General features: G+C 26.3%; 18 protein-coding genes, 1 other RNA gene and 2 pseudogenes. 1 reads left to right on the plus strand and 20 read right to left on the minus strand.

The genetic code is table 11. From position 1 onward, the window contains the following. The 11 genes and pseudogenes from BBA70_RS03290 to BBA70_RS03340 all read right to left on the minus strand — a co-directional run. A pseudogene (locus BBA70_RS03290) lies at positions 1 to 430 on the minus strand (replicative DNA helicase); the annotation flags it as partial. 20 nt (positions 431 to 450) lie between these two features. Then, positions 451 to 1,197 (minus strand): hypothetical protein, encoded by a 747-nt coding sequence (locus BBA70_RS03295; protein WP_011412897.1) that lies wholly within the window; start codon positions 1,195 to 1,197, stop codon positions 451 to 453. A gap of 732 nt (positions 1,198 to 1,929) precedes the next feature. Further along, positions 1,930 to 2,559, minus strand: coding sequence for a hypothetical protein (locus BBA70_RS03300; protein WP_252861651.1), 630 nt, complete (start codon positions 2,557 to 2,559; stop codon positions 1,930 to 1,932). Continuing rightward, on the minus strand, positions 2,508 to 3,335 hold the full coding sequence (locus BBA70_RS03305) for an ABC transporter ATP-binding protein (protein ID WP_252861652.1): 828 nt from the start codon (positions 3,333 to 3,335) through the stop codon (positions 2,508 to 2,510). The genes BBA70_RS03300 and BBA70_RS03305 overlap by 52 nt, the downstream gene beginning before the upstream one ends. Positions 3,336 to 3,480: 145 nt before the next feature. Continuing rightward, complete coding sequence (locus tag BBA70_RS03310) at positions 3,481 to 3,702, minus strand: hypothetical protein (RefSeq protein ID WP_252861653.1); 222 nt, start codon at positions 3,700 to 3,702, stop codon at positions 3,481 to 3,483. A gap of 121 nt (positions 3,703 to 3,823) precedes the next feature. Further along, positions 3,824 to 4,387, minus strand: coding sequence for a hypothetical protein (locus BBA70_RS03315; protein ID WP_252861654.1), 564 nt, complete (start codon positions 4,385 to 4,387; stop codon positions 3,824 to 3,826). A 715-nt stretch (positions 4,388 to 5,102) separates the two neighbouring features. Beyond that, positions 5,103 to 6,152: a metal ABC transporter permease gene (locus BBA70_RS03320; RefSeq protein WP_252861655.1), complete on the minus strand. Its 1,050-nt coding sequence runs from the start codon at positions 6,150 to 6,152 to the stop codon at positions 5,103 to 5,105. Beyond that, positions 6,152 to 6,580, minus strand: a complete 429-nt coding sequence (locus BBA70_RS03325; protein WP_252861656.1) for a metal ABC transporter permease — start codon at positions 6,578 to 6,580, stop codon at positions 6,152 to 6,154. The genes BBA70_RS03320 and BBA70_RS03325 overlap by 1 nt, the downstream gene beginning before the upstream one ends. Next, complete coding sequence (locus BBA70_RS03330) at positions 6,552 to 7,217, minus strand: metal ABC transporter permease (RefSeq protein WP_252861657.1); 666 nt, start codon at positions 7,215 to 7,217, stop codon at positions 6,552 to 6,554. Before BBA70_RS03330 ends, BBA70_RS03325 begins: the two co-directional genes overlap by 29 nt. A 29-nt stretch (positions 7,218 to 7,246) precedes the next feature. Beyond that, a pseudogene (locus BBA70_RS03335) lies at positions 7,247 to 8,010 on the minus strand (metal ABC transporter ATP-binding protein). A 21-nt stretch (positions 8,011 to 8,031) separates the two neighbouring features. After that, positions 8,032 to 9,174: a metal ABC transporter solute-binding protein, Zn/Mn family gene (locus BBA70_RS03340; RefSeq protein ID WP_011412903.1), complete on the minus strand. Its 1,143-nt coding sequence runs from the start codon at positions 9,172 to 9,174 to the stop codon at positions 8,032 to 8,034. Positions 9,175 to 10,353: 1,179 nt separating this feature from the next. Here BBA70_RS03340 and BBA70_RS03345 point away from each other — a divergent pair. After that, the gene (locus BBA70_RS03345; protein WP_011412904.1) at positions 10,354 to 11,304 is read left to right on the plus strand and encodes a hypothetical protein; all 951 of its coding nucleotides are present in this window, start codon (positions 10,354 to 10,356) and stop codon (positions 11,302 to 11,304) included. 280 nt (positions 11,305 to 11,584) lie between these two features. Here BBA70_RS03345 and rnpB read toward each other — a convergent pair. From rnpB to rpsT, 9 genes are all read right to left on the minus strand, one after another. Then, positions 11,585 to 11,956, minus strand: an RNA gene (rnpB, locus tag BBA70_RS03350) — RNase P RNA component class B. 760 nt (positions 11,957 to 12,716) lie between these two features. Beyond that, complete coding sequence (obgE, locus tag BBA70_RS03355; RefSeq protein ID WP_011412905.1) at positions 12,717 to 13,976, minus strand: GTPase ObgE; 1,260 nt, start codon at positions 13,974 to 13,976, stop codon at positions 12,717 to 12,719. A 36-nt stretch (positions 13,977 to 14,012) separates the two neighbouring features. Next, entirely contained in the window at positions 14,013 to 14,291 is a 279-nt protein-coding gene (gene rpmA, locus BBA70_RS03360) for a 50S ribosomal protein L27 (protein ID WP_011160463.1), read from the minus strand. Position 14,292: 1 nt separating this feature from the next. Next, positions 14,293 to 14,616 (minus strand): ribosomal-processing cysteine protease Prp, encoded by a 324-nt coding sequence (locus BBA70_RS03365; RefSeq protein ID WP_252861658.1) that lies wholly within the window; start codon positions 14,614 to 14,616, stop codon positions 14,293 to 14,295. Positions 14,617 to 14,632: 16 nt separating this feature from the next. After that, positions 14,633 to 14,941 (minus strand): 50S ribosomal protein L21, encoded by a 309-nt coding sequence (gene rplU, locus BBA70_RS03370; RefSeq protein WP_011412907.1) that lies wholly within the window; start codon positions 14,939 to 14,941, stop codon positions 14,633 to 14,635. A gap of 183 nt (positions 14,942 to 15,124) precedes the next feature. Further along, positions 15,125 to 16,051 (minus strand): rhodanese-related sulfurtransferase, encoded by a 927-nt coding sequence (locus BBA70_RS03375; RefSeq protein ID WP_041639925.1) that lies wholly within the window; start codon positions 16,049 to 16,051, stop codon positions 15,125 to 15,127. A 181-nt stretch (positions 16,052 to 16,232) separates the two neighbouring features. After that, the gene (locus BBA70_RS03380) at positions 16,233 to 16,556 is read right to left on the minus strand and encodes a hypothetical protein (protein WP_041639927.1); all 324 of its coding nucleotides are present in this window, start codon (positions 16,554 to 16,556) and stop codon (positions 16,233 to 16,235) included. Between the two features lie 192 nt (positions 16,557 to 16,748). After that, positions 16,749 to 18,023, minus strand: a complete 1,275-nt coding sequence (serS, locus tag BBA70_RS03385) for a serine--tRNA ligase (protein ID WP_011412910.1) — start codon at positions 18,021 to 18,023, stop codon at positions 16,749 to 16,751. Between the two features lie 413 nt (positions 18,024 to 18,436). Continuing rightward, complete coding sequence (gene rpsT / locus BBA70_RS03390) at positions 18,437 to 18,697, minus strand: 30S ribosomal protein S20 (protein WP_011412911.1); 261 nt, start codon at positions 18,695 to 18,697, stop codon at positions 18,437 to 18,439. Between the last annotated feature and the right edge of the window lie 206 nt (positions 18,698 to 18,903).

Genomic DNA, 18,903 nt, shown 5'->3' on the forward strand with positions numbered 1-18,903 from the left:
AATATAAATTTTTGTGGTAGGGGTCTTGGTTTTCATATGTGGGGCTAATGATTTTTATTAATTGTTGAAATAGTTTTTCTTGGGTATAGGTATGTTTTAGATTATCTAAAACATGATTATTATTTTGGTTATTAAAATCATCATTTAAATAATTTAAAGAATCTAAAGTAAAGTTATCTTGAGGGAAATGAGTTTGTAAATATGTTAATAACTCTTTGATAATAATGGGTTTTGTAGTGAGTTTGTCCCATGGATGAGATGTTTGTTTTTCTAAAAATAAATATTTTAAAGCTGTAAATATTTTTGTATTTTTGGGGTTAAGTAGATTTTTGGGGTTGATTATTTGGCAGTAAAGGTTTAACTTTTCCCATTGGCCTTGTTCGATATAATTTATTAATTGTTTTAACGCTTTTTGTTCGTTGGTTAACATTTTAATATTAACTCCTTTTTTTATTTTTTAATTATATTGATATTAGAAAAAGGGATGAATTTGGCGGTAATTAAGTTTTGTAATAAATTATTGGCTGAATTGGAAAATAAGTTAATTACTTGATTAATGCCTTGTACTTTTCCTTGATTAATTTTATTGTTTAGTCTTTGAGTTTCTGTTTCATTGTTAGTTAATAAATAAAACTCAAAACGTGTGTCTAATTTTTTTAATTGTTGTCCTTCTACCATGACTTGTTTATAGCGGTCTCGGAGACAGGTTTTGAAATTAAACGCCATTATTCGTTTAGTTTCTGTGAATAAAACTAAATCAAATTTAATGTCTGGGCTGAAGAATAAATAAGCCTGTGGGTATAAATTGATGATTCCTTTGTTTTGAAAATATAATAAAATGAGGTATTCATTGATTTTACCACGGATTACTTTTTGGCTTTGAGAGTTATGTTGTTTATTATTAAGATATTCGTTTAGGAGTTTGTGGGTTTTTATCATATATTCGTTAAATGGTTTGTTGAATAAAGATGTTTGGATTATTTGTTTCGTGATGTTAACACACAAAGATTGTTGATTCAAAATATTGATATTTTTAAAATGTAAATTTAAATCCTCCTTAGTTAAAACTTTAGGGTAATATTTAAAATGATAAGCTAGTTTTTTTACTAAAGGCAAATGAAGTTCGATTAATTGATTACGAATTTCTAAATTCTTTTTATTTTTTAAAAAATCTTTAAATAATTTTTGTCTTAACATTCAATTCCTCTCTAAAAACATTTTTTTTAGAAAAGATATGAAATTATTTTTCAGTCTTGAAACAAAAAAAGACTAACTTAATAGTTAGCCTTAAAGAATTTTTAAAAAGTAAAAAGTGTCTAAACTTTTGGAACACCTCAATGACGTCTTTTTTTGACTAAATCACGAGCTTTATTGAGGGTATTTAAAACTGATTGCAAAGGGGGATTTTAACTTTAATAATTTTGGGAATTTGCATAAATTTAAACCTTTCTAAAGCAAATAAAGGATTTGAATGGCAATTTAGTTATTAGAAATATTTTAATCGATATTATAAATAAAAAATAAATTTATAATTATTTTTAATAATGGTTAAGTGTTTCAAAACTTGTAATTGAAATTTTTTTCATAAATTAAAATAGATAGATTACAGTAAATAAAATTGGCATTTTTTAAATAGATTATACAACAAAAGCAGTCAAATAAAATAATATTTTTTAGTAATTTTTAATTGGATAATTAATTTTGGTTATTGTTAAATTGTTTTAAAAAATTATTATATATAAATAACTTTGTAAATTCATGAAAATGATGATAATTAAGTCAATTCATTTATTAAGCATTAAGAAATGAAATAGTTAAAAAATTATGATTTTGGAACAGATAAAATAATAGTTAAAGGATTTTTTTTTAAGACTTTTTTTAATTGATTTTTGGTTGAAACGTGATTTAATAAAAAAGGATAAGCAAAAACTAAAACAAAAATAAAACTATATTTGCCAAAAATAAATAAAGAGGTACGATTGCTTTTAAAGATGAGCAAAGTTTGGGCAAAAACGTTAAAAATGAATCTAATGTTCCTTGCAAAGAAGCCGATATCACCATTAATAAAACAAATATAAAAAAGAATAAAGGAATCCCCAAAAATTGAATAATAGTTAATTTTATATTTAAATGATGAAATATTTTGCGAATATCTTGATCAGAAGCCCCTAAAGATTTTAGAATACCAATATCTTTGTTTTTTAAGGTGATAATATTTCTCATATGAATAATAATTTGATAAAAAGATATACCTAAAAAATATATATGAAATAGCAAAGGTGCTAATAGCCACCACCAAAATGTCTTGTTTTTGATTTGACTTTGTGGTGTAACATAACCTAAATTACAAAACCAAAGAAACATATTAAAAAACATTAAAAAAGAAAGAGTTAAGAATAAAGCACCATTGCTAGATGTAGAAATGATTTTAAAAGCTAATTTCTTATTATTTTTTAAAATATTTCGAGTTACTAAAAGAGCTGTTTGTTTGGAAAGATGAGTTTGTACTAAAGGAAAATGCATTGCTTGGTGTTGATAATTATAATTTTCATTTGCCAAAGTGGGTGTAAAATCCAGTTCCATAACATTATTTTTTGTTTTAATAAATTAAAAACTTCTTCTTGGGTATAAGTTTTATTTTGTAATATTTGAGGTTTATCAGTAGAAGTTTTATTTGCTTTTTTAGTAAGGTCTTTTGCAATTTTACCATCAGCAAATTCAATGATGCGGTCTGCATATTTATAAGCGCTTTGGGTATTGTGAGAAACTACAACAACTAAGGTATCTTTTGATATTTGTTTTAAACATTCAAAGATTTTTTTTCCTGTTTTTTCATCTAAATTACCAGTAGGTTCGTCTGCCAAAATCATTTTAGGATTTTTAATTAAAGCACGAGCAATACTTACTCTTTGTTTTTGTCCGCCTGAAAGTTGATTAGGATAGTGAGTTTCTAGACCATCCAATTCTACTTGTTTTAATATTTGTTGTATTCCCCAATTGTCTACTGATTTTGATTGTAGTTCGCAGACCATTTGAATATTTTCGAAAACTGTTAAATTATCTAATAAATTATATTCTTGAAAAACAAATCCTAAAAAATAATTGCGATAAGAATCTAGTTCGAATGAAACAAATTCATTAATGTTACGTCCTAAAACTGTAATATTTCCTTTAGTAGGTTTGTCAAGCGCTCCCATAAGATTCAATAAAGTGGATTTGCCAGAACCTGATTTACCAGTAATAAACACTAATCCTTTTTGAGGTAATTGAAAAGAAACATTTTCAATGACTTCTGTATTTTGAATTTTTTTAAATAAATTATTAATTTTTAGCATAAAAAATTAATCTCCTTTTTATTTCTTATGAAATTAAAAATAAAAACAATAGATAATGAAATATTTAAGAAATAATAATAATAGCAAGAAGTGATTTAAAATAAATTATTGTTTTTGCTTATTTATTATTTAAGAATAAAAAGGTTTATTTTGTTTTATTTAAGGCAACTTTTTTACTTAGTTTGGTGTTTTTTAGTTTTTTAATTATGAACCAATAAAGAAATGTAATAACTAAAGAAGTGAAAGCAACAGCAGCAGTAATAACTTCAAATATGTTATCTTTAACCCCTTGTTTTAATTTTTCAGGAAAAGTTTTTTTAACATCTGCAAATTCTTTTGTAACTTCTTTTTTTGCTTCGTTTCCCACATATTTAGCTAATCTACGAGTTAAATTAGAAGCTATTAAAGAAACATCATTGCTTTTTTCTCCTAAACACCAACCAAGCAGTTTAGTTGCAAATTTATGATTATTTAAAAAATTTCTAATATCAGCAATTCCTTCTTGGGGATCTTATGTTTAAAGATTCAGGAACAACATCAGCATCAGCATAAGGCCAAAAATTATTAATTTTATCTTTAATAGATGACCAAAGGTTTTGTTTTTCTTGTTTATCTTCAGGGTTTTGTAATTTATCCAAATCTTCTTTCACTTTTTGAACTTTTTGTAAATTATCCAACGCAGTTTTATAAGCTTCTTTTAAGGGTTGAGGAGTTTGATTATCCAAAAAAGGAAAAAAACTTTTAAGAGATTGCCACCAACTTTTAGAAGGTTTTAATAAATTGGAAACATCTTGAAACTTATTTTCTTTTAAATTTTTTTCTACTTCTTTATATTTTTGTTCCGCTTTTTTATATGCTTCATCAAATTCTAACATATTTTTTAATATTTCTTCTTGTTGGGTTAATTCTTTAATTTTTTCTTTTGTGTTTTCGATAGCAGTTATTTCTTCTTGTATTTGGTTTAATAATTTTGTGTCAATATTTTCAGGAGTTTTGGTTCCTGGCAATTTCTTATAAATAGCTGATCCAGTTGTTTTGGTTATATTCCACAACCAAGAACCCCATCCTTCTTTTTGTTCTTCTTGCTTTTCTTCTTTTGGTTTGTTTAATTGATTATCTTTTGCATCATTTTGATCTTTATTATTACCCTCATTTGAACTCTCTTCTTTATGTGCAAAAACAACATTATTATTAAAATAAGGATTTTCTTCTTAAAAAAACTAAAACCACAAACATTAAAAACTATAAAAATCAAAAAATTAACTAAATTTAATATTAATGCTAAACATAATATTTTTTTACCTATAAATTTCATTGTTTTACTCCTTAGTTTTATAGGACATTTAAGTATTAATTAAATGTTATGATAAGATATTTTATTGTAATTATAATTTATTTTAGTTTTTTCTAAATTAAACAAATAAATTATTTTTTTGGATAGTTAGGTTTTTGAGGTACGAATTTAAAAATAATTCATGATGTTTTTGGTTATAATAAAGTCTGAATAATAAAATAGTAAAGTGTTATTTCTAATTTCTATATACTTATAAATGCTACCTTATTTATTATAACTTATTTTTATAAAACAAAAAACAAATTTGTGATGTTGGCAAGCTAAAAATACCTTAGTGAAGGATTATTTTTTTTATTTAAGTGTTTTGAAATTCTTTAAATATGATAAAAAAACAATTTGTTAAACAGGTTTGTTGAGTGTAAGTTTTTTATATCCAAAGAGCAATTTTTTCTTCTAAAATATAGTTTCCTGAATCATTTAGTATCACTTGATTGTTTTTTATTTGAATATAACCGTTTTTTAAAAGCATTATTAAGACATTTATTATAACGAGATAAGGACCATTTGAGGTCTTTATAAATCTCTTGAAAATGATTTTTTTGCAATTGATCTTGGTGATTTTTGAGATGCATTAGTAAAGAAATAATCATAAATTCTTTTTTTTGCAAATTATTTTTAATCATTTTAGCAACAATTCCAGTTTTAGGGGCTAAGAAGAAAAAGAGCAAAAAGTTAACTAAATTTGTAAAAGCAATTAATCCTGATACTGGTAAATTAAGTCCAATTGCCAAATAATAACCAAGGCTAGAATTCACAAATGAGAGCCATAAAGAAAGCAAAAAACTATTACATAGATTCTTAGTAGCCAAAAGAGATGTAGCAGCAGGTCCAATCATACAAGAAATTACCATAATAGAACCAACTACATCAAAAGAAATAACAGCTGTTATAGAAACTAAAAACATTAATAAATAATTAATTAAAGTAGTGAAAAATCCTAAGATTACAGCAAGATTAGGATCAAAAATATAGATTTTTAATTCTTTATAAAAGAAAAAAACAAACAATAAATTAAAAAACAAAAGAGGAATAATTTTTTTGAGTTGTTTAATGTGGGTGAGTTCAATATTGCCTAAAAAAACAGCATCAGTATCTAAATGTTCGTGTCTTGTATAAAGACTTATCAAAATAATAGCTACCGAAAAGAAAAAAGTAAACACAATTCCAATAGAAGCGTCTTTAGTAACTTTAGAGTGTTTGCCTAAAAGTTCTACCATATAAGCTGTAAGCACGCCCACTAAAGCAGCTCCCATAATTAAAAGAGGAGAATTAAGATTTTTAACTACTAAAAAAGATACAACTATTCCTAATAAAACACTATGACTCATAGCATCAACTACCATAGAAGACTTTTTCAATACTAAAAAAACTCCTAAACTAGCCAAAGTCAAAGAACAAAATAAAATAACTAAAAAAACATCTAGTTCAAAACCACCAATAATATTTTTTATAAAACTTATCATTAAACAATACCGTCAATTAAATTTTCAACTATTTTAATTCCTTTAGGTGTTAATTGGACTTTTTGATTTTGTAACATTAAATATCTTTCCTTCCATAAAAAAGTTTCTATTTGAATTATTGGCAAACTTAAAGTATGATTTTCTTCTTGTTCATAATAAAGATGAATAAGTTGACGAAATTTTTTAATCTTTTTTTGATATTTAATTTTTTGCAAATATCTACTAATAACTCCATATTTAGGAGAAAACAACAAGGAAACAGCAATAAATAAAGTAGTAATAACAATAATAATTGGTCCTGTTGGCATATCTTGTATACTATTACTTATAAAAACTCCAATCAAACTAGAAAAGAAAGTAACAACAGAAGCAACAAAAACATTAGTAACAAATCTATCACTAAATTGACGAGCAATTACTCCTGGCATAATTAAAAAAAGCACTTGTCAAAATAATGCCAATAATTTTTAAACTAGTAACTACTACTCCAATTAATAATAAATTAAGAATAAAAGTCATAATTTTAATGTTAAACCCTACACTTTGGGCAAAGTTATCATCAAAAATATAGATTTTGAATTCTTTCCACAAGCCAACTACAACAACTAAAGTAATTAAAGCCATAATACCAGTAGAAATCATATCTAGTTCAGTTAATAAAGCAATTTGTCCTAAGATAAATTTTTCCAAAGTAGCTATTTTGTTATCCTCACAAGTATTTTGAGCAATGGCAATTAAAACATTGCCAAAACCAAAAAAAGAAGCAAGCACTAACGATAAGGCTGTATCTGATTTAATTTTAGAATATTTTTTAATAAGTTCCATCAAAAGCAAAGTAACAAACGAGGCAAGAATAGCACCCAACCACAAAACCCAAATATCTGTACTACGAGCAAAAAGATAAACTAAGGCAATTCCTGGCAAAGTGGTGTGCGAAAGAGCATCTCCAATTAAGGCTTGTTTTTTCAAGATAATAAAAACACCTAAAATACCCGATGTAAATCCTAAAAAGCTAGCTGCTAAAAGAACTTTAACAACAGTATAATTAAATTCTAAAACAAACATATTTAACACTTTCTTATTTATATTTAATTTTATTTTGTTTTCTTTGGGGTTTGCAAATTATGAATATCTTTTTTTAATTTTTTATTTTGAAAAGTTTTATTTAAATTAGTTTTATTAAAAACTTCATCCGTAGTGCCACTTGCAATTTTTTGTACGTTTAACAAAACTACATGATCAAAATATTGAGTCACTGTTTCTAAATCATGGTGCACTACAATAATGGTTTTATTTTCTTTTTGCAAATCTTTTAAAACTTGAATAATTTTTTTTCTGTTTGGATATCAACTCCTTGAAAGGGTTCGTCCATAAAATAAATATCTCCTTGTTGAGCTAAGGCGCGAGCTAAAAAAATTCTTTGTTGTTGCCCGCCTGAAAGTTCAGATATTTGACAATCCTTAAGATCTTGCATTCCTGTTTTTTCTAAAGATTGCATTACTATTTCTTTATCTTTGGCAGTTGGTTTTTTAAACCATCCTAAATGTCCGTAACGCCCCATCAAAACAACATCAAACACAGTAGTTGGAAAATCCCAATCAACTGAATTTCTTTGTGGCACGTAGGCTACTTTTTTTCTTAATTGCCCATATTTTTGATTATAAAATAAAACTTCTCCAGAAATTTTGTGAATCAATTCTAAAATTGTTTTGATTAAAGTAGATTTTCCAGCACCATTAGGGCCTAAAATTGCTGTCAAAGAGCTTTGATAAATATCTAAATCAATATCCCACAAAACTGGTTTTAGATGATAAGCTACGGTTAGGTCTCTAATTTTAATGGCTATTTCTTTTTTCATTATAATCTCCTTATTTATTTGTTATTGTTTTAATTCTTTTTCTATTGTATGAATATTGTGTAATAAAGCTCCAATATAAGTGGAATGCTTGTATTTCGTTGGATTTCCTTGTGAATCTTTATCATCTTCAAATTCTATTGGCTCTTCACTTTCTGAACCCAAAGCATCAGCGTATAATTCTTCATCACTTTTTTTAATATTATGACCTTTACTTTTTACAGATTCTTTAAGAGAATCAAGCGTTCCTTCTGGAAAAGAACTTTCTACAAAAATAGCTTTTACTTGGTTGTTAACCAGTTTATTAGCTAATTCTTCAATATCACTAATACTAGCTTCTGTTTGGGTAGAAATTCCTTGAATTGGACTTAACTCAAAATCATATTTTCTAGCTAAATAAGAAAAAGCATCATGGGCAGTAACTAAAATAAAAGTTTTGCCTTGAGAAAAAAAATGTTCTTTTAATGCTTTAAATTTCTTGCCTACATATTTATGTAATAATTTTAATTTGTGTGCATATGTTTGACAATTATGTTCTAAATTATAAATATCACTTTGGCGAAAACGCGAATCTTTTACCAATGCTGTTTTTAATTTGTATTTTAATTGGTGTAAAACTTTAATCCAAAGATCTATATCAAACCAAATATGAGGATCTGGCCCATGAGTATCTTCATCTCGTTTAATATCTCCTTCTTTAATGCGTTCATCCTCCTTGCCTTTTTGATTTATAACTTTGGTATTTGCTTCATCTAACTGCACTACTGTAAAGGAATTATTCGTTAAAAGCGGAAAGGCTTCTGCCATTTTAGCTTCCAAATGCAGTCCATTAATCACAACTAAATCAGCTTCTTTAATTTTTTTGCGATCTGATAATTTGGTTTTGTAATTGTGCGGATCAATTCCTACTCCCATCAAAGAATCAACTTGAATGCCTTTAATTTTGTTATATTTGTTTTTGTTTTCTTCTTCTACAACATCACCAACTAAATGCTTGACTAAATCTTTTAACATGGTAGAAGTCGTTACTATTTGTAAATCTTTTGAAACAGTTTTGGCATTTTTGGCTTTTGTCAAAGAAAAAAAAGGAATAGATAAAATCAGTGTTGTTATTGTTACCAAAAGAAAAATGATTATTTTTTGTTTGTGTTTAATAAAAAAATCCATAATTATGGTCTCCTTTTTGCCTTTCTGAATGAATTTAAAAAATGATCTAAATTTTAACTATTTTGTGAGGTAAAAACAATGTTGTAAAAAATATCTAAAAATATGTAATTATAATTTATTGTTTTTAGGATTTATTTATAAAATCCATCATTAAAAAATTTCAATTTTGATACAGTTATTACCATACATTTGTAATAAAGTAGTAAAAATGTTTAATTATAATGAGGATTAATTTGTTATTGGGAGTTAGGTTAATTTTAGTAATAAAATGTTTTTATTGGATGTTTTACAAATAAGTTTATTGCTTGTGATTTCATTTTTTTAAAATGTTTTTCATATTTACATTATGAAAAAAAACTACAAATTTAAAGATATTTATTATATCTTAATATAAATTAATGCAAAATGTTATGCAAGTTTTTTTTGAATTGTTTTGCAATACCTTGTATAAATACAAAAAAGGGAAAGTCCAAAAAATAAATTAAGGTATTCAGGCAAATATTCCAAATATAATAATTTAATACCAAAGTTATTAAAAAAATAAAAAATATGGCTAATAATTAAATAAAAGAGTTTATTAGCGCAATAACAAATTTAGAAAATATGCTTATTATTTTCCAAAACATTGCAAACATATTATAAAAAAATAGTTATTAATTAAATATATTGGGGTTACTATATAAATAAGTTCTTATTTAATGAAATCCAATTGCAAAAAATAGTTTTTGGGTTTGAGTTTGGAAGTCATTATGTAGATTATATATAATCAAAAAATAAATATAATTAATTTAGTATCTTGCTTATTTTGCTCATATGCGATTTGTTAAAAATTAATAAATTTAGAAATAAATAACTTATAAAATTTGTAGTTGATTTTGAATATTTTAAATCTAATAGAAGTAAGAGTTTAGATTTAAGAATTAAAATATTTAAATAATTATAATTATATTATAATATAAAATTGTTTAAATTAAACATAAAAAAATTTGGCAAAATATTTTAATTCAACTTTTTTATTTAGGGCGTATAATAAAATTAAGGGATACAGAGTTGTTAAAAAGGCACAATGATAAAATGTGATAAATACAAATGTTGCATAAAAAATGCAATTATAATTTAATATTTTAATGGGGCATTTTTAACCCTTTAATATTTATAGAAAAGTAAAATATTTGTAATATGAAAACCAAAAGCAAAGCAATTATGTGTTTGTTTCCCAAATACCTTACTTTAATTTTATTCATTATTTTATTGGGCATACATTTTTGCAATAGAATTAGCATTTATGCTGTAAAAAAACAACAACTAGAAAACATCCAAGAAGAGGAAAATGGAATAGGGGTTGTAAAAAATACAAATAACACACAACAAAAACACCAAATAATAAATAATCAACATTCAAAAAAATTAAAGAACCCCAAAAATTTTGAAAAATTATTTCCCCCAGAAAAAAGAATAATCAATGATTTTAGTTATTATAAACAAAACAATCAATTAACCAAACAAGATATTATAATCGCTTTAAATGGCATGCTTAAAGAAATAAAAAAAGAATCAAACATACAAATAGAAAGTGATGATTTTGAAATAGCAAGCGAACAATTAGAAGAAAAATACGAATCACAAACACAAAATCCAGAAGAAATACAATGGAAAGGTAGTTTTCAAATTGAAGATATATTGGGTAATAAAATAGAATTCAATTTTACTAAAAAAATGATAAACTTAGATGAAATTATTACAAATAACCATTTAGGAACAATTCAAATAACACCTAATATTACTGAGGAACAAAGAAAAAAATTAATATGTGAAGTTATTTGGCAAAAAAATCCTCAACTCCAAAATAAATTTTTAACTAAAGATTTTCAATTTACCAAAAACAAAGATGGCAGTAATAATTTTTGTAGAATAGAATACGATTTAGCAAACGAAGACAAATATCATGAATATGAAGGCATAATTGACCTAGAAATTAACTATCAACAAGAAACAAGCACACCTCCAACAACTAAAACCACTACAACAAATTCAATAATGTTTTATAAAATTATAATAATTTTAACCGGCCTAATAGTTGCTTTTTTACTTATTTTAATTTATAAAATCAAACATCAAAAAAATAAATGAATTGCTTTCTTTAAATTATTTTAATATCTTTCAAGAAATATCAAAATATAAAACCATAAAGACAATGAAAGCCAAACTTTGTAGTTTGGCTTTTTTATTTATAATAAAGGGGATGAATAATTTTTAAATTGCTTAAAAAACAAATAAATATACAATAATTATAAAATGAATAATATTAATTATATATTATTACACAAATATAGATATACCAAATAATAAATATAACAACAAAAAAATAATATTTATTGATTTTTAAATAATTTAATAAAAAAGGTCAATGTGCATAAGCCATGTTCTGTTCTTGTTAAACAAGTGTGGCTATTTATCTGCTACTAATAAGTAGTGCAAAACTAATTTCATTTAATCGCTTTGCATGCCCCTACCATTATTTTGGGTTGTTAGCTTGAGGGGTTTATCACGTTTCACTTAATTATTTCTAATTAACTCGTCTCTGTGACACTTTCAGTTTTTATCTCATAGATTAAAATAATGTAATTATCTCAATCCTTAGATCTAAAAAACGCCGTTACTTTTTACAGTACTCTAAGTTATTAATTCCTTAGACACAAACACTACATGCAATCGCAGCATGTGCTAACATGGACTTTCCTAAGCTTAAAATAATTATTTTAAACCTCAGCCACTTGCATTGACCTATTTTATTATATCAAACATTAAAGTAAAATGAAATCTTTAAATTATGTTTGTAGATGTTTTAATGATAAATTAAGAAAATAAATTTTTTTATTGGGTGTTTTATATTAAGATTTCAAACATTTGATAATTTTGTAAACTGCATCAGTAGGAGCCAAAGCGCTTAAATCAACAACAACAATCCGATAAGTTATAATTATCAACATGCTCAATAGCAAAAATAATATGAATATGCAAATCTAAAATAGCTTTTATTATTGAGGAGTTATCTAAAAAAAAGTCACCTTCTGTATCCAAACAAGAATATGGATTGTTATACTTAATTTTCTAAGAACTTTATAATTAACATAAAGTGTTTTTAAACTAAATTATAATTGGTAAAACTTTTAACAGACTCTTTTAGGTAATAAATATCTTTTGGATTCAAAAATAAAGTGTCTGTCGATTTATCATACTGAGTTTGTTAATAGTTTTCTTTCTTAATTAATATTTTCATATATGATGAACATCTTTTTTTTTAATAATATAATTAGCACAATAAGATATATAAATGCTCTATTGTTCATTGTTAAAAACCCCATGATTTAGTCCTTTTGTTTTTTATTTTATTATAACTCAATTTTGATGAATTAGTTTATATTTTTGGTTGGAAAAAGGAAGGTTTTGGGTAATAAAAAAAGATCTTAATATAAGATCTTGCATTTGACTTATTTTTTTTTGGATCAAAAATATAATTTCTTTGTGTTATAATTACCAAATTATAAAAAATCAAATAAACGATCACAAATTTTAACTTGATCTCCTGGTTTGGCTCCTTTTTTTTGTAATTGTTCTTCCATCCCTATTTTTTTCAATATTCTATTAAATCTTTTTACAGATTCTTCGTTGTTAAAATCGGTACGATGAAAAAAAATTTCTACTTGATTTCCAGAAACAACAAAAACAGAATCACTTTCTTTAATAACAGAAATGGTTTTTAGATTATCAGTAAGGGTGTATAATTTAAAGTCATTGTTGTTATTTGGGTTAACTTCTAAGGGGGTATTTTGCAAAAAGGAGCTCATTTTATATTTTAAGATTTCTAAATTATCAAAAGAAACCAAAGAAAGGGGGATAATAGGTTGTCCTTTGATTTTTTGTTTCAAAAGAGTAAGTTTTTTCAAAGAATCAGGTAAATCCATTTTATTGGTAACAATAATTTGTTTTTTAAGTAATAATTGGGGATTGTATTGTTTTAATTCTTGGTTTAAAGTTTGGAAATCTTGGTAAGGGTTTGAACTTTCCATACTTAAAATATGAACTAAAACACGACATCTTTCAATATGTTTTAAAAATTGAATTCCCATACCACAACCTAAATGAGCATTTTCAATTAGGCCTGGTAAATCAGCTACTACAAAACTAAAACCATCCACTTCAACAACTCCTAAATGAGGTTTAATTGTGGTAAAAGGATAGGAAGCAACTTTAGGTTGGGCTTTGGAAATAGCAGAAATAAGAGAGGATTTCCCAACACTTGGAAAACCTAATAATCCGATATCAGCTAAAACTTTAAGTTCTGTTTTGATTTTAAAACTTTCACCTAAATCACCTTTTTCAGAATAACTTGGAGCTTGATTTTTAAAAGTAGCTAATGCTTTATTGCCTTTGCCGCCTTTACCGCCTTTAGCAATAACTAAGGTTTGTTGGTCGTATAAGATCTCTCCCAAAAACTTGTTATCAGCAGTGTAAAAAACTGTTCCTAAAGGAACTTTAACATAAAGATGAGGGGCATTGGCTCCATTTTGACCTTTATTTTTTCCATTTATTCCATGCGGCGCTTTAAGATGTTTTTGATATTTTAATTTTAATAAGGTATTCTCGCCTTTGTCGCCTACAAAAATAACAGACCCGCCGTTGCCGCCGTTGCCGCCAGCAGGTCCTCCAAAAGCTACATATTTTTCTCTTCTAAAAGCAACGATGCCATGACCACCATTACCAGCAAAAACCTCATTAAAAGCTTCATCAACAAAATGCAAACTAAATACCTGCTTTCTTTAAATACATAAAAAAAATTATTGCAGATAAACAGAAACTTTTTTACGACCATGCTTTTTTTCAAATTTAATGATTCCACTCATTTTAGCAAATAAAGTGTCATCTCCACCTCTACCAACGTTAAAACCAGGGTGAATTTTGGTTCCTCTTTGACGATAAATAATAGCGCCTGCTTTGGCAAATTGACCGTCAGAAAGTTTAGCACCTAATCTTTTGGAATGAGAATCTCTACCATTTCGAGTAGAACCTGCTCCTTTTTTAGAAGCAAATAACTGAATTTGTAATTGTAATAACATGTTATAACCTCTTTCTTGTTTGAATTTGAGATATTTTTTTAAAATGATTGGGGTATTGTTTGACTAAATTGCAGATAGTGTATTCTAAATTATCTAGCAAAATAAAAAGGGTGGGATTTTGGGTGGTTTTAACTTCTAATTCAAACAACTTATCTTGTAGATTGTAGGTAATATCTGTTTGGAATTGAAGCTTTTCTAAAGCATTCAGAGTCACAATAATAGCAGTAGAAACCGAAGCACATACAATATCAAAACCTTTAGGAGCGTATAAAGCGTGACCGAAAACTTGAATACTAGTAATTTTTTTTGTTCTTTGTAAAAACAATAGCGAATCATAGTTTTTAAACAGTTATTTTAGTAATCAAAAGTTTAGTATAGGATTGTCTGTGTCCTTGTTTACAACGATATTTTTTACGTTTTTTATACTTAAACACAATAATTTTTTTAGCGCGATCATGTTTGATTACTTGAGCTGTTACTTTAGCGTCTTTAACAAAAGGGACGCCTAAAACAGGATTGGAGCCACCAACAGCCAAAACTTCTTGAAATTGATAAGTTGTTTCTGGCTCAACATTTAGTTTTTCAACATAAATTTCTTGTCCTTCAGAAACACGAAATTGTTTTCCCCCAGTTTTGATGATTGCAAACATTTTATTTCCTCCTTGCAAAAATTGCAAATTATCTTGGATAATTTATTGAATCTGATAATAATTAATTGTTTAAAAACAATGGTTTTTATATTTTTTTTATTGGGCATTAAAACCAAACCAAAAAAAAATACAATAATCATACATTATTATAACATATCTTATTGAAATATGAATGTTTTTTTGTTATGAGGTTTTATTATTGTGCTTTTTGAGATATCTATTTTGCGGATGGGCGCTACATTTATCACTACAAGCCCCTAAATATTTGTGTTCGTTATGTTCGTGGCACAAAATTTGTTTGTTGCATTGAGGATTAGAGCAATTAATATAGCGTTCACAAGGGGTGCCATCAAAATAGTCTTTGCCAACGATAACATGTTCTTTTTGATTAACAGTAACTGCTATTCTTTGATCAAAGACATACATTTGACCATCCCATAAAACACCTTGAGTTTCGGGGTGTTTACCATAAGAAATAATTCCTCCTTCTAGTTGATAGACATCCACGAAACCTTCTTTTTTTAAGAAAGTACTAAATTTTTCACAACGCACACCGCCAGTGCAATAAGTTACGATTTTTTTATTTTTTAATAAATGGGTGTTTTGTTTGACCCAATTTGGCAAATCACGAAAATGTCTAATGTTAGGGTTAACTGCATTTCTGAAATGTCCTAAATCATATTCATAGTCATTACGAGCATCAAGAATTAAAACATCTTTTTCTTGCAAGGCTTGCAAAAATTCTTGAGGAGCTAAATAAGCGCCTTTGTCTTTGGTAAGATCAACCTTTTCTTCAAGACTCAAATTAACCAATTCAGGCTTGACTTTAATAGAAAGACGCGGAAAAACTTGTGCATCCACATTTTCAATTTTAAAAACAGTATTGCAAAAACGCACATCTTGTTTTAGTTGATCGATGTATTTATGTATTTGTTCTTTTGGACCTGACAAAGTGCCGTTAATACCTTCTTGGGCAACAATAATACGTCCTAAAAGTCCTAGAGATTCGCAATATTTAAAATGTTGGTTTCTAAAAGTTTGAGGGTCTTTTATTGGAACATATTGATAATATAAAATAACTAAGTATGAGGAGTTAGAAGTTTTTGTCATAAAATAATTATGCCTCTTTTCAATTGAGATTGCATGCAAAATCTAATTAATTTAGACTTTATTTTATTATTAAAATAAATTATTATGAATTTAAAATAATGAATGATTGATGTTTTTTGTTTCATTTATAATTTTTTATTTAGGTTTTTTCAGATAAATATTAAGGTTTATAAAATAAATTTTAGGAGTGTTCTTCCCAAAAAATATACATATTTTGAGCACCATTTGACATTTGTTTTAAATCATCTAAACTATATTTTATTTCACCTTTAAAACTTGCAGTCCTTGTACCACCATCAAAAAATACTCCTAATAAATCCGAAGGAGCGTCTTTAATGCGGCACAAAAGGCAAGGATAAGTTTGAATGGTCTCGGAATTATAACAAGGATAATCAGATATAAAACCCCAAAAATATGGATTAATATTCGTTTTAATATAGGTTTCTATTTGTTGAGGAAAAGTTTGAGAATTGTGGGGGCGTAAATAAATGTTTTTAATTTGCATATTGATATTACCTCGCAATTATTTTAGTAAATAGAAATAATGAATTTTTGGGGTTTCCTTTGAAATAGTTATAAAATTATTAAAGGTTTTATTAGTGGCTTTTGGTTTGGCAATAAAAAACGCCGAATCATTTTATTTTTCATAAAAGATTCGACTCTATATTCTAAATTATTATTGTTAAAAACATTCAAATTACTTAATAATATCGGTTCCTAAATAAGACTGTAAAATTTCAGGAACTGTAATAGTGCCATCTTGGTTTTGATAATTTTCTAAAATAGCAATAACAGTTCTTCCAACAGCCAAACCTGAACCGTTTAGAATATGAACGTATTCATTTTTGTTGTTTTTAGGATTTTTCATTTTAATATTGGCGCGTCTTGCTTGGAAATCGCAAGAATTACTGATAGAACCAATTTCACGATAACAATTATAGCTGGGTAAAAAAACTTCTAAATCATAAGTTTTTGACATACTAAAACCCAAATCACCAGTAGAAAGCAAAACAACACGATAAGGAAGTTTGAGCAGTTTTAGTATTTCTTCGGAATCTTTTAACATTTGTTCTAGATATTCATAAGAATTTTGGGGGTGGCAAAACTGGATTAATTCTACTTTATTAAATTGATGTTGTCTAAAAATACCTCGGGTATCTTTGCCAGCTGAGCCTGCTTCTTGGCGAAAAGCAGTAGTGTAGGAGACGTATTTAATAGGAAGTGTACCTGGTTTAAAAATTTCTTCACGATGCAAATTAATGGTAGGAACTTCTGCTGTAGGATTTAAATACCAATTATTTTTGGAATTGTAAAGTTTGTAGACTTCATCTTCAAACTTAGGTAATTGACCTGTTGCAAACATGGATTTTTCATTGATAATATAAGGAGGAATGATTTCTTGATAACCTTTTTTACTATGAAGATCCATCATAAATTGAATTAAGGCTCTTTCGAGTCGTGCTCCTAGCCCTTTACAAACGACAAATCCACTACCAGAAATTTTGGAAGCTCTTTTAAAGTCCAGAATATCTAGTTTTTCTGCTAAATAAACGTGGTCTTTAGGTGTAAATGGAAAGGTTCTTATTTGCCCTTCGCAATACAATTCCTTATTGTCTTTATCGTCTGTGCCAATCGGCAAAGAATCATGTGGCAAATTGGGGGTAATACTTAAAATATCAAAAATTTCTTGTTCTTGGAGTTTTAACTTTTGTTCTAATTTTTGTAAATCATCACGCAAAAAATTATTTTCTTGCAAAAAAAGGGCAATATCTTCTTTAGCATTAGCTTTTTGGGCAACTTTTTTAGCTGATTGATTTTTTTGACTTCTTAAATTTTGTATTTGCAAAAGTAAAGATTTTCTTTGTTGTGCTAAAAGAGGCAATTTATTTAAATAAGCAAAACTTTGTTGTCTTTTTTCTAATTTTGCAATAACAGATGGCAGATTTTGGACTACAAAATTCAGATCTAACATAAAAAATACCTCTTTACTTTGGAAAAAATTGATTTAATGGGGTGGTGGCAAAAATAATAAAATAAATCAAAGGGATAGAATAAATCTTTTAATTGAATGTTTTTTACAATATTTTTATTAATGTTTTTGTTTGTTTGTTGATAAAATCAAACCATAAATGCATCAAATTATAAGATAAAGAAGGTGGGCATTAATACATCTTTGCCAATAAATTTTTATGCGAAATATTATTAATTGTAGTTATAGAGCCTTTTTTAAGGATATATTTACGTTCATTTAATGACGATCTCAATACAAACACTTGTCACCAAAAATGATCCTAAAATAAACCCTGAAATTACATAAATTACTTTGTTTAACCAAAAACATGAATTTATTAACCTTTTTCAATCAAATATAATTAAAAAGAAAAATTAAAGTGTGTTTACTAATTTTTGTAAATCAGATTTGTTTCTAGCAGAAAAGTTAGCGTGATAAACTCTTTTAGAAACACCTTTATCAAATTTTTTATAAGCTACACTTAATAAAGCTAAGGCTTTTTGTTTATCAGCATTTGCCACTGCAGTTTTTACTTGTTTTACCACTGTTTTTACAGATGATTTAAAAGAAAAATTTTGTAAACGACGTTTTTCATTAGTTTTATTACGTTTTTTTTGTTGTTTAATATTAGCCATGATTATAATCTCCTCTTTTTTAATTACTTAATTATCAATTTTATTATTAATAACTCTACTGAGGATTATACCAAAATTTAAATAAAAAATCAAACAAATAATTAATTAAGGCAATATATAAAATCCAACCCCACTTGAAAAGAATAGGTGATAGCTCCGTAAAAAATATGTTATTTTTTATTATTTATAAATAAAATAAAAGGAGA

The sequence above is a fragment of the New Jersey aster yellows phytoplasma genome, assembly GCF_002554195.1.
Classification (GTDB): Bacteria; Bacillota_I; Bacilli_A; order Acholeplasmatales; family Acholeplasmataceae; genus Phytoplasma.

Coding starts and splice junctions, on each gene's coding strand:
- BBA70_RS03295 (WP_011412897.1), bottom strand. CDS start 1,197: ATGTTAAGACAAAAATTATTTAAAGATTTTTTAAAAAATAAAAAGAAT.
- BBA70_RS03320 (WP_252861655.1), bottom strand. CDS start 6,152: ATGATAAGTTTTATAAAAAATATTATTGGTGGTTTTGAACTAGATGTT.
- BBA70_RS03380 (WP_041639927.1), bottom strand. CDS start 16,556: ATGCAAATTAAAAACATTTATTTACGCCCCCACAATTCTCAAACTTTT.
- BBA70_RS03330 (WP_252861657.1), bottom strand. CDS start 7,217: ATGTTTGTTTTAGAATTTAATTATACTGTTGTTAAAGTTCTTTTAGCA.
- BBA70_RS03340 (WP_011412903.1), bottom strand. CDS start 9,174: ATGGATTTTTTTATTAAACACAAACAAAAAATAATCATTTTTCTTTTG.
- serS (WP_011412910.1), bottom strand. CDS start 18,023: ATGTTAGATCTGAATTTTGTAGTCCAAAATCTGCCATCTGTTATTGCA.
- rplU (WP_011412907.1), bottom strand. CDS start 14,941: ATGTTTGCAATCATCAAAACTGGGGGAAAACAATTTCGTGTTTCTGAA.
- BBA70_RS03325 (WP_252861656.1), bottom strand. CDS start 6,580: ATGCCAGGAGTAATTGCTCGTCAATTTAGTGATAGATTTGTTACTAAT.
- rpmA (WP_011160463.1), bottom strand. CDS start 14,291: ATGTTATTACAATTACAAATTCAGTTATTTGCTTCTAAAAAAGGAGCA.
- BBA70_RS03375 (WP_041639925.1), bottom strand. CDS start 16,051: ATGACAAAAACTTCTAACTCCTCATACTTAGTTATTTTATATTATCAA.
- rpsT (WP_011412911.1), bottom strand. CDS start 18,697: ATGGCTAATATTAAACAACAAAAAAAACGTAATAAAACTAATGAAAAA.
- BBA70_RS03345 (WP_011412904.1), top strand. CDS start 10,354: ATGAAAACCAAAAGCAAAGCAATTATGTGTTTGTTTCCCAAATACCTT.
- BBA70_RS03305 (WP_252861652.1), bottom strand. CDS start 3,335: ATGCTAAAAATTAATAATTTATTTAAAAAAATTCAAAATACAGAAGTC.